Below are 15,015 nucleotides of genomic sequence, written 5' to 3' on the forward strand. Positions count from 1 at the left end.
ACAAAAATGAAGACATTAAAACAATTCCTGTTAACCTTAGCGATACTGATTTTTGCATACAATTGTAAAGAAACCAATCAACATAAGTCATCTAAAGATGTTATGCTTAAAGATGCATTTAATGAAAACTTTTTTATAGGCGTAGCTATTAATGAGAATCAAATATTGGAAATGGACTCATTGGAAACTGGCCTAGTATCTAATCAGTTTAATAGCATAACTGCTGAAAATATTATGAAATCCATGTTTATTCACCCTTCTAAAGATACATTTGATTTTAAAATGACAGATAAATATGTTGGGTTTGGCGAAAAGCATAATATGTTTATTCATGGGCATACTTTAATATGGCATAGTCAATTAGCTCCATGGTTTTCTATGTTAAAAGATAGTGTTTCAATGGTAACAGAAATGGAAAACCACATTAAAACTATTGTAAGTAAGTATAAGGGAAGAATACATTCATGGGATGTTGTAAACGAAGCACTTAACGAAGACGGAACATTACGACAATCTGTATTTTTAAAAACCGTTGGAGAAGATTATTTATCATTAGCCTTCAAATGGGCATCTGAAGTAGACCCGAACACAGATTTGTATTATAACGATTATAATATGACCAATGCTGAAAAAAGAAACGGGGCTATTAAGTTGGTGAAACATATTCAAGAAAAAGGCATAAAGATAGATGGAATAGGTATGCAAGGGCATTGGAGCTTAGAAAGACCATCGCTTCAGGAAATTGAAAAAAGTATATTGGACTATGCTGCGTTAGGGGTAAAAGTAGCTATTACCGAACTTGATATTAATGTATTGCCTAGTCCTTGGGAGTTGGTAGGAGCGGAAGTTAGCCAAAACTTTGAGGGCAATGAAAAAATGAACCCTTATCCAAAATCCTTACATGACTCAGTTCAAATAAAATTAGCTAATAGGTATCAGGATATTTTTAAACTGTTCTTAAAACATCAAGATAAAATAAGCAGAGTTACCTTTTGGGGCGTTAACGACAGTCAATCTTGGCTTAACGATTGGCCCATAAAAGGACGAACTAATTATCCCTTGCTTTTTGATAAACAACACAAACCTAAAAAAGCTTATGATAGCATTATGAGCCTAAAAAAACGAATTAACTAAATAGAAGTACATGAATTCAAATTCACAAAAATTATCCATTAAAGAAAAAGTTGGATATAGTTTAGGAGACCTTGCTGCAAATTTGGTGTTTCAAACATTGGTAACGTATTTAGCTTATTTTTATACGGATATTTATGGTCTCTCCCCAAAAGATGCATCAGCAATAATGCTAACAGTGGGGCTTATCGCAGCTTTTGGTTTTAATCCAATTATTGGAGTTTTAGCTGACAGAACAAGTACAAAATGGGGGAAATTTAGACCATGGATTTTATGGACAGCTGTTCCTTTAGGCATTATATCGTTATTAGCTTTCACCACACCAGATTTTACTTATAAAGGAAAACTAATATATGCCGTAGTAACTTATACTTTATTATTGTTATTATATGCAGGTAATAATTTGCCATATTCTGCACTAAGCGGTGTTATAACTGGTGATATGCGAGAAAGAAATAGTTTGTCATCTTATCGATTTGTGGCGGTTATGTTTGCTCAATTTTTCGTGCAAGTATTTATGCTAGGAATCATTAAAAGTGCTGGTGATGGTGACAAAGCTGTTGGAATTGAAAAGGTCATGACCGTATTGGCAATTGCTGGAACCATTATGCTGTTAATCACTTTTTTTACAACAAAAGAGCGTATTATACCCAAACCGGAACAAAGATCAAGTATTAAAGAAGATTTAGGCGATTTAAAAAAGAATAAACCATGGCTTATTATGCTAACGCTAACAACTCTGGTATTTATTACCCTTGCCATGAAAGGAGGCGCCTATGTTTATTATTTTGAAAACTATGTGGATAAGGAGAGTTTAGCAACTTTTATTCAACCAATACTGGATTTTTTAATTTCAGTAGGATTAGACCTTTTTGGAGATGATCCTATTTCTGCTGGATTTGGACTGTTTAATGCTGGTGGTATTATTTTTATGATAGTAGGGATTACGTTTTCTAAGGGACTAGCCGATAAATATGGGAAAAGAGATGTATTTACATTGTTCCTGTTTATTTCAGCCTTATTTATTTTTGCATTTTATTTCTTTCCACCAACATCTATCATACTCATATTTCTTTCTCAAATTTTGCATGGCTTTTTCTACGGAATTACTATTCCTATACTTTGGGCAATGATTGCAGATGTTGCAGATTTTTCTGAATGGAAAAATAATCGTCGAGCTACAGCCATCATATTTACTGCCATGATGGTTGGTTTAAAGGCTGGATTAAGCATAGGTGGAGCATTAACATCTTTGTTTTTAGGTGTTTATGGTTACGTGCCCAATTCATTAACTCAGCCAGTTACTGCAATTAACGGCATTAAATTGTTAGTAAGTGTTTTTCCGGCTATTCCATTTATAATTGGGGTAGGGCTCTTGTTTTTATATGAGATTAATAAGAAAATGGAAGTGAAGATTGAGTTTGATTTAAAAGAAAGAAGGTTGAAAGCAACCAACTAGTTTTTGTTAATATTATAAATACATTTAAATGCATCAGAATAATTTGAAACAGGTAAAGATAGAAGAATTAATAGATAGTGCTATTTCTAAGCCTATTGTAACTCATATATATACCGCAGATCCGTCTGCTCATGTTTTTAATAATAAAATATATATATATCCATCACATGATATAGATGCAGGAATTCCTTTTAATGACAATGGAGACCATTTTGGTATGGAAGACTATCATGTTATTTCTATGGATACAATAGATAGTGATGCGGTTGATAATGGCGTTGCACTTCATGTTAACGATGTCCTTTGGGCAGAAAAGCAAATGTGGGCACCAGATGCTGCTTATAAAAATGGTAAATATTATTTGGTGTTTCCAGCTAGAAATAAGCGAGGGATTTTTCAAATAGGGGTTGCTGTTAGCGATTCTCCAACAGGGCCATTTAAAGCAGAGCCCTTGCCAATAAAAGGAAGTTACAGTATAGATCCTGCTGTTTTTGAAGATGAAGATGGAAGTTTTTATTGTTATTTTGGTGGCATTTGGGGTGGTCAATTACAAAAATTTCGTAATAATAAGTATGATGAGGCTAATGAATTGCCTAAAGCGAACGAAACCGCTTTAGGACCTATAGTGGCAAAAATGACGGACGATTTGTTGCAATTTGCAGAGGAACCAAAGGAAATTAAAATACTTGATGCCTTTGGAAACCCACTTCTAGAAGGAGATAATGATCGGCGTTTTTTTGAAGCTTCTTGGGTTCATAAATATAAGGGCAAATATTATTTCTCATATTCAACGGGCGATACACATTTTATTTGCTATGCTATCGGTGATAGTCCTTACGGACCATTTACATATGCAGGAAGAATTTTAAATCCTGTAATTGGTTGGACGTCGCATCATTCTATTTGTAAATTTGATGATAAGTGGTATTTGTTTTATCACGACTCAAGTTTGTCAAAAGGTATAACGCACTTAAGATCTGTAAAAGTAGCCGAAATAACATATAATGAGGACGGAACTATAAATACTTTAAATCCTTATAAATAATAGCTTACAAAAATTATTTAAAAATGAAAACTTGGTAAATGGTCATAAAATATAAGACAATTTGATTTTTTAGTACTCAATAGAGCTCGACCTCAATTTAAAAATCAAAATTATATGGATCTGGACCTATACGTTTCCCTTCATTAAGAGAATTTAGAAGTTCCATATCTAAATTTGAAAGTTCAAAATCGAAAAGTTCAGAGTTTTCTACAATTCTATCTGGTTTTGATGACTTTGGTATGGTTACCACACCATGTTGTAAATTCCATCGCAAAACAATTTGTGCAGCACTTTTGCCATATTTTTTAGCAAGTTCACTAATAGCATTTATTTCTGTAACTTGTCCTTGTATTAAAGGACTCCAAGCCTCCAATTGTATATGCTGTTCTTTACAAAATTTCAACAATTCGGGTTGAACTAATAAGGGGTGAAATTCAATTTGGTTTACAGCAGGTTTTACTTCACAAACGTTAAGTATATTTTGTAGATGTGGAATCATAAAATTACTTACACCAATAGCTTTTGCACGGCCAGATTTATAGATTTTTTCCATTTCATTCCAAGCATCCAAATAAAAATTATTAACAGGCCAGTGTATTAAATACAAATCTACATAATCAGTATTTAACTTTTTTAGACTTTCTTCAAACGCTTCTGATACTCTTTTTTTGCGAAGATTATCATTCCAAACTTTGGTGGTTAAAAAAATATCTTCTCTAGCAATACCACTTTCATTTATAGCTTTCCCTACACCAATTTCGTTTTTGTATACTGCTGCAGTATCAATACTTCTGTATCCTGTTTCAAGGGCTTTACGAACGGCATTATTAACTGCAGCACCATCTTCAATCAAATATACACCAAAACCTAGCCATGGCATTTTTACGCCATTGTTTAAGATTGTTTTATCATTAATATTATTGATCATTTTTTTGGAATTACAAATAAATGCTACAAATATAAAACCTTTATTCAATACACCAATTTGCTCGTTCTTTAAATTCCGCTTGAAAATCATTTTTCCATTTGGAAATTGTTGTTGCTCCTAATCCATCAACATAATGGTTAGTTTTTTCTTTACGAATATATTGACCGCCCCAACTTGGTTGCGTTGGATCCTCAGAATTATTTATACCGCGATTCGCACTAACAAGGTATAAGAAAGCAGGTGAATCACCTTCTATTACACCAGGCCCTGCAATGGCTTTTGGCGGATATATGGCACAAAGTGGTCCATGGTTATTAATGATGTTTTCTTCTGCCCACTCTTGACTGTCACTTCGGAAAATTCCATGATACGTTTTTCTTGATTCGATTATAAATAAATCTGGAAATTCTTGCATCAACCATTCATGCGAGGCGTCTTGACAAGCAATAAGAAATATTCGCAGTTTGCTAATGAAAGCTTTTAATTCCTTTTCATTTCGTGAATTTTTAACATCCCAAATGGCTTGGGCAACTTCTCTTGGGCCTCCCCAAACACTAATCCATAACGGCCTTGAATCTGGCTTATCGGCCGCAGCTATAATAGCGTTAGATGCTTCGCTATCTAGTCCTTCGCCAATAATCTCGTTAACAGGTTGTTTTCCGCAGCCCCATTTTATGGCAATTCCGTTATTATTTCCTTTTCCTTCGTAGGTAACGGCTCGTAAAGCGTTGGCTGTTGGGAATTTGGGATCATGTTTTCTTAAGTTTTCATCAACCTTATCGTATTCATCAAGTGCCGCTAGCATGTTTCTCTTTTCAGCTATCATATCAAAAGTTCCTGCGGAAACAATCAATCCTTCAACATCAAATTCATTAGAATATAGAAGAAACCGTACGATAGACTGTACATCATCTGGGTCGCTATTGGTTACAGGAAATGGGGGGAAATCTGAGGTAACAATAATACGATGCCTATTGTTGGGCGTAGTTTCCTGAGATACCAATGGTTTGCAAGCTGTTATTGTTAAAAGCAGAAGAACAATGGGTTTTATATAATATTTCAATTTCTTAAATTTTTATATTATTGAGGTATAGAGCTGCATTAATATTTTTTATTTAACATTAATTATTAAACGTCGATATGCATATAAATTAGGATTTCCATCATCATGTAACTCTAATATAATATGTATATTTTTACCAACGGCATCGTTTGGAATTTTGAAAGAAGCCAGAGAAGAAGTATTATTTTCAATTGTTATTTCATTAATATAAGAACTTGGTTCCTTATAAAAAAACCAGGAATAAGCTAATGCATTATCATCAGGATCAATAGATCCATTTGCATTTAATTTAATTATTTCTCCCACAGATGCTATTGTTTCTAAAACTTGTCTTGATTTATCCCCATTTAAAATTGCAATTGGGTGGTGATTGGCATCTTTGTAATTTGAAGTTACGCTCCAATCCATACGAGCAGCAAAATCATTATTGTAACCATTATGCCATTTTTTTATAGCTTCGGAACCTTCAGAAGTATTTCCATACATGTAATATGGGTCATATCTGGTTTCACCATCTTCTTTAATTTTGGGTACTTCAGACATACTACGTATTGCAGCTTTTTTGGTGAAACTAAAGCGACCTCCCCAACCACCTTGGTCTATTTGATCGGGATCATTTAAGCCATTGGGATACACATGCATAAATGCAGGTGTATCACCTTCTGGAGCGTATTTTGTATCTGGATACACAGCCCCTAATGGCCCATGATTTTGGATGTTTTCTTGATAATAAACACCATTTTTAGTAGGTTGCCATCCATAAACTCCTGTTGCTCTAATATAAAAAACTTCAGGAAAATTTTTAGCAATCCAAGCTCCAGAATCATCTTGCCCTAACACATCATATAATCTTAATTTACTTAAGAATTTTTTTAATTCTTCGGGGGTTCTAGATTCTTTTACATTCCATATAGCCTGGGCAATAGTATTCATACCTCCCCAACCCATTACCCAGACTGGTCGTGGGTCATCTTTATCTACACTTGCAATAATTAGGTTCGAACCTGGGCTATCTTTACCAGCACCAATATCACTCATACCATATCCTGTTTGTCCCATTACGGAAATAGATTTAAGGTATTCAGGAGTTGGAAAACCTTTTGCATGTGCTTTTAAATTAGGATATACATCAGTATAAGTGTCTACAATTTTGTCCAACATTGCTGTAGTTTTTTGTGTTTTTTTCCAACAACCAGTTGCAACAATTAACCCTTCAATGTCATATTCATTGGCACTTACCAATTGTCGAACCATGGATTGCTCGTCGTCCGGATCTGCACCAAGATCCGTTGTATTAATAATTCTTGGTTTATACGAACTGTTTTTTTGATAAGCTATTTGTTCATTTTTTGTTGATGATTTAAGGGTAGAGCAAGATATTATAACTACAAGTATTATAAATATATAGAGGAATTGATGATTGTTTTTCATAAAATTGATCTTATAAAATGAGAACGATTTATTTGTTTTTATCATGAGGAGGAATGGTTACATTATTTTTAATCTTGAATAATGTTTTAATAATAAAAATACTGCCTGTATGTTTTTAAAATTAAACAATACAGGCAGTAGTAAAAACTAAACAAACAATATAAACTAACTCAAAAAGTTTTAATTATATCCAGGGTTTTGATATGCAGCTATATCTGCATCAGTACCTTCCATACGATCAAATTGACTTTGTGGAATTGGGCGTAAATACGCTGTTAGTGGTATTGTGCGGTTAACAGTTACAGGAGTATGGTCTCCTTTTGACGTTCCGCATATGGTATAAGAAGCAGATCTAATATGCCATGTTTGCGTGCGTGCTAAATCATACCAACGTTTCCCCTCTCCATAATATTCACGAGTACGCTCATCTAAAATATAATCTATGGTTATGCTTGCTGGTGTTGCTGCTACCATATCGGCACTGTTATCTTGAACTTTTGCTGCTTTACCATTATTATCATAATACCATTTTCCTGCACGGGCGCGAATAACGTTTATTAACTCTCTAGCACTTTTTCCAGATTGAGGTGTTGCTCCTTTAACTGCAGCTTCAGCAGCTATAAAGTATAACTCTGAAAACTTAGCAATTGGAAACGGGCGAGTGTAAGTAACATTTGCTTGCCCTAAGGTGTTTCCGTTATCTGTACGATAAGGCCCTAATTTCCATAACCCCGGATACATTAATCTGCTTATACCTGTTGGTGTAACAATCCAATCAGCTCTTCCTGGTAATACACCTGCACCAACACCACTACTGCCAGCTCCACTTGGATAAACTACAGCAGGATTATCAGTATCTATAAAAGTTAACATGGGGTCTTCCATTTGAACAGGTAAGTTATTGGCATTGTACAAGGTTGTAACAGTTGAGGTTCCTCTTAGCCAGTTACCACGATATACTGTTGTAAAAGTGCCATCGTATCTTGAATCGTTAATTTTATCTGCAAATGTGTTTTTAATGGTTTGATGCGTAGGAGTGAAGCCTGTCCATGGACGTCCATGAGGTTGCGTAGCTTCACGGCCAACAGATGAAATATTATAAGAACCACCAGCTGTTGCTGAACTTCTTATTTCAGTATAATTCCATGTTGCTAGCCATCCAGCAAAATTACCAGGAGAACTGCCCGAACCCCAGCCGGTTACTGGAGCTCCGTTATAAAGATCGCTACCTTCAGTATGGTCTGCGTACAATAACATTTCTTTATTTCGGTCGTTAGATCCTTCATTTACGTCATAGAAATAATCTAGCAATCCTATAGAACTAGGTCTCATATCAATACCATCAACAGCTATGTTATAAGCTTGTTGAAAATACCAGTTGGCATCATGACCATCTGGATCTGTTCTAGGAGTAGCAGGATATGTTGGAACATTATTTGGGTTTTGTAACCACCAGGCATACGTTAAATAAGCTTGAGATAAATACAAACGTGCAACGGTTTTGTTCACTGTTCCTGTAGCTCGGGTGTTTTCATTAGGTAAATCTGCTACCGCTTTTATTAAATCTGGGAAAATAGCTTGGGTATAAACTTCTGGCACCGTGTTACGTACAGATGTGCGAACAGTAGAAGTATTAAATTTTAACGCTCCAGCTCCAAGATCTAAAGGTACACCACCGAATGTCTGAACTAACAAGAAGTAATCAAATGCTCTAAAAAATCTAGCTTCTGCAACAAGGGCATCCGATATGGTGCCAACAGCTTCAGCATTTTCAATAATACCACTTGCTGTGTTAATGTTTGGGAAAACACCCCAAATACCAGCATATGGATTATTTTGAGACGACAGATTTCCTACCCCTGAAAAATCGGCATTTTTTGCATCATTGTTAACGTTTTGTCCCCAAGTACTCTCATCGGTACCAGATTGTACTCCTGCTAAATAATAACCGCTACCGTAAAAGTTACGCGTATGGGCATACAATGCCGTTAATCCTCCTAATACACCTTTTTCAGTTTTGAAATATTCTGGTGTATAAATACTACGAGGTTGTTCCTCTAAAATATCCGAGCAACCAAGCAAGACCAACACCATTAAGGTTGTTGATGCTATAAAAGTTTTAATTAGTGTTCTTTTCATAATTATTTTTTTAAAATGTGATATTAAGACCTATAACATAGTTAGTAGTGGTTGGTGTGTTTGTACCAATAGTTAGCAAACGTTTTCTTTGGTCATTTTGTCCAAAAGTAACAGCCGAATTTTCATTAGCAAATGAATTTGTTTCAGGATCCATACCAGACTGTTTTTTATAGGGCGAGAAAAACACGAATGGGTTTTGCGCCGTTACATAAAGTCTTAATCTGTCAATTCCTGTGTTTTTAAACCATTTACTTTGATCAAAATTATAACCTAATGTAATGGTTCTTATTTTTACATATGAAGCATCAAAGTATGAAAGTGAATTCAAATATTTTGGTTGGTCCCCTCCTATACCGCCTGGTTTTGGAAATTTAGCATCGGTGTTGTCTGGTGTCCAGTAATCTACGTCTATATTTCCTCTACGTCCGGTTAAAATATTAAGATATCCATTAGCGCCATAAGGAGTTGCTATAAGTAATCCGCCACTTTTAAATGCGCCAACAATACTAAAATCGATGCCTTTATAAGCTAAACGTGTATTAAAACCACCTTGAAAATCTGCTTGCATACTCATAATTTGCCTATCAGCAGGTCCAATAGCTCTAACCGGAGAGCCATCAGAATTGTAGTCTCCAGTATATTCAACTTTAACCATGCCTTCATTACCACCTGGTTCGAAGGTGTTTAAATATTGATATTGAGGATCGTCTTGATTCCAAAGTCCTACTGCTTTGTAATCATAAATTACATCAATAGGCTGTCCTACAAACCACCAGTTACTTTCGTCTCTATCTAAGCCAGAGGCTAATTTGGTAAGCTTGTTACGGTTGGTGTAAACATTAAGGCCTGCCTCCCAAGTAAAACCATCTGGATTGTCTATCAAAACGCCGTTAAGTGCAAATTCTAGACCTTTGTTTTCAGACTCACCTATGTTTGCCATGTAACTGCTAACTCCAGATGTTTGTGGTAAACCAACTCTAAATAATAAATCGGTGGTTTTAGTAGCATAATAATCTACGGTACCGGATAATCTGTTATTTAGCATGCTAAAATCTAAACCGTAGTTCATTGTGGTAGATTTTTCCCACCCTAAATTTGGATTTGGTAATTCGGAAACACTGAAACCTGTTGTGTAAGTATCTCCAAAGTTATAAGGCGTTGTTCCTAAACGCCCAAGAGTAGAGTAAGGATCGATAGATTGGTTGGAAGTTGTACCATAACCAGCACGTATTTTTAATGAGTTTATTAAACTAATATTCTCCATAAAAGATTCATTGTGAATATTCCATCCAACAGAAATCGCAGGATAAGAAACCCACTTATGCCCGGGTGCTAATCTTGAAGACCCATCGGTTCTGTAACTTGCAGAAAGCATATAGCGGTTATCATATGAATACATTAAACGCCCCATTACAGATTGTAAACCACTTACCGTGTACCATTGCTGACTTGGGTCAACAATTGGTTGGTCATTAGCGCGTCCTAAATTATAAAATTGAAAAGAATCTGCTGGAATATCGGTAGCAGTAACTCTAGATCTATTGTATGAGTTTTCTTCAGATGAGTATAAGGCTAATGCATTAAAACTATGTTTTTCTGCAAAAGTACGGTCGTAAGATAGTATATTTTCAATGGTCCAGCTTGTAGTTTGCGAGTTACTTATAGATGCTGATGATTTTGTTGTTGGGTTATCACTAAAAACACCTTCACCTTGATAATAACCACCGTTGGATTGACGGTAATTTAGACCAAGATTTAAACGATAGCTCAATCCTTCGATTCCAGGAATTTGTAAAACCCCATATATCGAGTTGTACGATCCGAAATTTTTAGTTTGATCTATGTAACTATCGCCTAAAGCTTCTATACTTGCTCTCGTATAAACCCATTGCGTATCTAAAGGCATTTGTACAACTCTTTTTAGTGAACCGTCTGCATTATAAGGATTTGCTATAGGCGTGGAATTTAAAGTACCGTAGATTCCTAAACTATTTCCATTGTTAACAGCATAGCTGTTGTTTGTTGTGAAACCAACTTTAAGGTGATCTCCAATTTCTTGATCGATAGACGCTCGTAATGAAATACGTTCGTAATCCTGACCAGGAAGTACAGATTCATCTTTATAATAACCTAAACCAAAATTGTAGTTGCTTTTTTCTCCACCACCAGAGATACCTATATCATGACTAGTTACTGTTGCAGTACCAAAAAGTAAGTCTTGCCAATCAGTATTAACGCCAACCTCTTCATCAAGACCTGGTGTTTGATAAATATTTGCTTCTGTACGAAGTTTAGTAAATTCTTCACCATTCATCATAGGGTATTTGGCAAAAATATTCTTAACACCAAAATAGCTGGTATAGTTTATTTTAGCCTCTTGTCCTTTACTACCTTTATTGGTGGTAACTAAAATAACACCATTTGCCCCACGAGAACCATAAATAGCAGTTGCCGATGCATCTTTTAGAATATCAACGCTTTTAATATCAGTTGGGTTAAGGTCTGTAATAGAACCAGCAAAAGGAATACCATCTAATACAATCAATGGATCGTTACTTGCGTTTAATGAACGTGTACCACGAACACGAATTTGCATAGAGGCTCCTGGTTTTGTTGAACTTTGTGCGAATTCAACTCCTGACACCCTACCTTGAAGCGATTGGGATATATTAGGAGATGGTACTTCAAGTAGCGCTTCCCCTTTAATAGAAGCAACAGAGCCTGTTACAGATTCTTTTCTTTGGGTGCCATATCCTATTACTACAACCTCGTCTAATGCAGCCGTGTCTAAATCAAGCGAAATATTGATTGTTTTTTGATTGTTTACGGATACTTCTTTGGTTTTATATCCCAAAAAGCTAATAACTAGTACACCATTAGATGGCACATTATTTAATGTGAATTCGCCATCAAAATTAGTAGCAGCACCATTTTTAGTGCCTTTTAAAATTACATTCGCACCAGGTATTGGACCATCAGAGCTAATGACTGTTCCGGTAACTGTGTTCTGCGCATCCATTCCCGTGCAAAACATAAACAGGAGAAAAAGAAATCCCATCTGTTTAATGTGTTGGCTTTTAAAAAATAAATAGTTTGTCATAAAATTTGTGTTTAGAATTGTAATAAAGTTAGTAATGATTATTTAGTAGTTATTTAATTTAATTATATACTATATTATCTTAATTATATTCAATTTTAATCAAATGTATAAAATAATTTTTCAAAACACAACCGATTGCGTTAATTTTTTTAACATTTTATTATAATTTTAAATTTTTAATCCTGAAAACAATAGAATAATGTGAACTGAGGTTTAATTTAGGATATGATAATTTTATTTTTTGTTTATTTTAATATATCAAAAAAACATTCATATTATTGTCAATTTAAAACAAACATATAAATTAATTTTTAATCGCGCAATCGATTGTGTTGAAATTTGCTTATTTTTGCTGAAATTTTTATTCCTTAATTTATAATAATAGATAAACTACATTTGCTTAAATGATTATTTTAGGAATTTCCGCATATTACCATGACTCTGCTGCAGCCATAATCGATAATGGTAAGGTATTATATGCAGCTCAAGAAGAGCGGTTCTCAAGAATAAAAAATGACGCATCATTCCCGGAAAAGGCAATTGAGTTCTGTCTTTATGAAGCTGGGTTAAGTTTTGAAGATATAGATCTTATATCTTTTTATGATAAGCCTTTTTTGAAATTTGAAAGGTTATTAGAAACTTATTACGCATTTGCTCCAAAGGGTTTCAAATCATTTGCCAAAGCCATGCCAGTTTGGTTAAAGAAAAAGCTTTTTATTAAGCAGTTTATAAACAAAAGAATTATAGCTTTAAGTAAATCTAAAAAAATAAAAATACCAATAAATTTCCCAGAGCATCATTTGTCTCATGCTGCTAGTGCTTTTTATACATCTCCATTTAAAAAATGTGCCTACTTAACCGTAGATGGAGTAGGGGAATGGGCAACTACTTCGTATGGTATTGCATGTGGTGAAAAAGGTGTTAAAGTATTAGGTGAATTACATTTTCCAAATTCACTTGGGTTGTTTTATTCATCGTTCACTTATTTTTTAGGATTTAAGGTGAATTCTGGTGAATATAAAATGATGGGACTAGCTCCTTATGGAAACTCTAATTCAAAATCGGTTTCTTATTTTATTGAAATTATAAAAGAAAAATTGATAGATATTAAACCAGATGGTTCCGTAAAACTTAACATGGTTTATTTTGAATATCCTGTGGGTTTACACATGGTAAATCCTGAAAAATGGGAACTGTTATTTGGATTAAAGAAACGATTACCAGATGAAAAATTAGTACAGATACATGCTGATTTAGCGCTTGCAGCACAAAAAGTTACTGAAGAAGTGCTAATTAAACTAATTAAATTTGTAAAACAAGAAACAAATGAAAGCTACTTGTGTCTGGCTGGAGGGGTAGCGCTAAACTGTGTTGCAAATTCAATACTATTTCAACAAAATATTTTTAAAGATATATATGTGCAACCAGCTGCGGGTGATTCTGGTGGTGCTATAGGAGCAGCATTGGCTGTAGCTTATATTAAGCAAGATTTAAACTTTCAAGGTCTAAATAAACCCTTCAATGTTTATTTAGGTTCTAAGAGCTCAAATCAAGATATTGGAAGGCTTTTAAGGAAATATAAATGCAATTTCAGGCATTTTGAAAGTAAAGATGAACTGGCTAAAGTAACTGCTCAATACATAGGCGAAAAAAAAGTTGTTGGTTGGTATAGAGGCAGAACAGAATTTGGGCCAAGAGCCTTAGGTAACAGAAGTATATTAGCGGACCCAACAGTTCCAGAAATGCAATATACTTTAAATATGAAAATTAAATTTAGAGAAGGTTTTAGACCCTTTGCACCTGTTGTTTGTGAGGAAGATTATAATGATTATTTTGAGCATGGGAAACATTCATATTACATGTTGTTTACAAGTAAAGTGAAAAAATCATTAAGAAAAGATTTACCAGAAGACTTTGAAAAATATAGCTTAGAAGAAAAGCGTAAGTTAATAAAGTCTGATTTACCTGCCATTACGCATATTGATTTTTCAGCGAGGGTTCAAGTAGTAAATAAAGATTTAAACCCTGCATTATGGAATTTAATTCAGGCTTATAAAGAGCGTACAGGAATAGGAGTGCTGATAAATACTAGTTTTAACGTTAAAGACGAACCTATAGTTAATACCCCAGAAGATGCTTATCTTTGTTTTATGAAATCCGGTATGGATGTGTTGGTTTTAGAGAATTATATAATTGAAAAATAGATGGAGTTTATTAAAGATTTTTTTATTTTTTTAAAGGAAAGAAAAAAATGGTGGCTTTTGCCTTTAATTTTAATCTTCATGATTTTTGGTGCATTAATATTTATAACTAGTGGTTCTGCATTAGCACCATTTATTTATTCTTTATTTTAATGAAGTGGGAAAAATCTCTTGAAACCATTATTGTTTTAGCTTTAGCATCGCTTGTTGCTTCTTTGTGGTTTAGTGCTAGTTGGCTTATTTATATATCAATTGGATTGTTGTCTATATCATTTATCTCTAAAAAACTAACAACTCTAATAGGTAAAGGATGGTTTGGTTTTTCTGAATATTTAGGAATTGTAATGAATTATGTAATAATGTTCATTATATTTTATTTATTTCTATGCCCATTATCATTTTTTCAACGTTTTTTTGGCAGAAATCAAATATTGAAAAAGGGCGAGTTTGATTCTCACTTTGTTAAGCGGAATCATTTGTATGTTAGAAAAGACATTGAACATCCGTGGTGATTTTTT

At 34.2% G+C, this 15,015-nt stretch carries 11 protein-coding genes; 6 read left to right on the top strand and 5 right to left on the bottom strand.

Annotated elements, in window-relative coordinates; all coding sequences use genetic code 11:
• The first annotated feature begins 6 nt into the window (after positions 1-6).
• Genes VP395_RS15085 through VP395_RS15095 form a run of 3 tightly spaced genes read left to right on the top strand, consistent with a single transcriptional unit; the run spans position 7 to position 3,635 of the window.
• Positions 7-1,134: an endo-1,4-beta-xylanase gene (locus VP395_RS15085; protein ID WP_346242856.1), complete on the top strand. Its 1,128-nt coding sequence runs from the start codon at positions 7-9 to the stop codon at positions 1,132-1,134.
• A 10-nt stretch (positions 1,135-1,144) separates the two neighbouring features.
• Positions 1,145-2,590 carry an MFS transporter gene (locus tag VP395_RS15090; protein WP_346242857.1) on the top strand — a complete coding sequence of 482 codons (1,446 nt, stop codon included), beginning with the start codon at positions 1,145-1,147 and terminating at the stop codon, positions 2,588-2,590.
• Between the two features lie 28 nt (positions 2,591-2,618).
• On the top strand, positions 2,619-3,635 hold the full coding sequence (locus VP395_RS15095; protein ID WP_346242858.1) for a glycoside hydrolase family 43 protein: 1,017 nt from the start codon (positions 2,619-2,621) through the stop codon (positions 3,633-3,635).
• A 97-nt stretch (positions 3,636-3,732) separates the two neighbouring features.
• Here the strand turns inward: VP395_RS15095 and VP395_RS15100 are convergent, their stop codons facing one another.
• The 5 genes from VP395_RS15100 to VP395_RS15120 all read right to left on the bottom strand — a co-directional run bounded on the left by VP395_RS15100 (position 3,733) and on the right by VP395_RS15120 (position 12,254).
• The gene (locus VP395_RS15100) at positions 3,733-4,563 is read right to left on the bottom strand and encodes an aldo/keto reductase (protein ID WP_346242859.1); all 831 of its coding nucleotides are present in this window, start codon (positions 4,561-4,563) and stop codon (positions 3,733-3,735) included.
• Positions 4,564-4,603: 40 nt separating this feature from the next.
• Positions 4,604-5,626 (bottom strand): DUF1593 domain-containing protein, encoded by a 1,023-nt coding sequence (locus tag VP395_RS15105; RefSeq protein WP_346242860.1) that lies wholly within the window; start codon positions 5,624-5,626, stop codon positions 4,604-4,606.
• Positions 5,627-5,674: 48 nt separating this feature from the next.
• Positions 5,675-7,057 (bottom strand): nucleoside hydrolase-like domain-containing protein, encoded by a 1,383-nt coding sequence (locus VP395_RS15110; RefSeq protein ID WP_346242861.1) that lies wholly within the window; start codon positions 7,055-7,057, stop codon positions 5,675-5,677.
• Positions 7,058-7,237: 180 nt separating this feature from the next.
• The gene (locus VP395_RS15115; protein WP_346242862.1) at positions 7,238-9,196 is read right to left on the bottom strand and encodes a RagB/SusD family nutrient uptake outer membrane protein; all 1,959 of its coding nucleotides are present in this window, start codon (positions 9,194-9,196) and stop codon (positions 7,238-7,240) included.
• A gap of 10 nt (positions 9,197-9,206) precedes the next feature.
• Entirely contained in the window at positions 9,207-12,254 is a 3,048-nt protein-coding gene (locus tag VP395_RS15120) for a SusC/RagA family TonB-linked outer membrane protein (RefSeq protein ID WP_346242863.1), read from the bottom strand.
• A gap of 446 nt (positions 12,255-12,700) precedes the next feature.
• Here VP395_RS15120 and VP395_RS15125 point away from each other — a divergent pair, with 446 nt between their 5' ends.
• Genes VP395_RS15125 through VP395_RS15135 form a run of 3 tightly spaced genes read left to right on the top strand, consistent with a single transcriptional unit; the run spans position 12,701 to position 15,009 of the window.
• The gene (locus VP395_RS15125) at positions 12,701-14,500 is read left to right on the top strand and encodes a carbamoyltransferase family protein (RefSeq protein WP_346242864.1); all 1,800 of its coding nucleotides are present in this window, start codon (positions 12,701-12,703) and stop codon (positions 14,498-14,500) included.
• Positions 14,501-14,650: a DUF5989 family protein gene (locus VP395_RS15130; RefSeq protein ID WP_346242865.1), complete on the top strand. Its 150-nt coding sequence runs from the start codon at positions 14,501-14,503 to the stop codon at positions 14,648-14,650.
• A complete protein-coding gene (locus tag VP395_RS15135; protein WP_346242866.1) occupies positions 14,650-15,009 on the top strand; it encodes a hypothetical protein in 360 nt (119 codons plus the stop codon). The genes VP395_RS15130 and VP395_RS15135 overlap by 1 nt, the downstream gene beginning before the upstream one ends.
• Positions 15,010-15,015: the final 6 nt, after the last annotated feature.

It is taken from the genome of Mariniflexile soesokkakense (genome assembly GCF_039650365.1).
Taxonomy (GTDB): domain Bacteria; phylum Bacteroidota; class Bacteroidia; order Flavobacteriales; family Flavobacteriaceae; genus Mariniflexile; species Mariniflexile soesokkakense.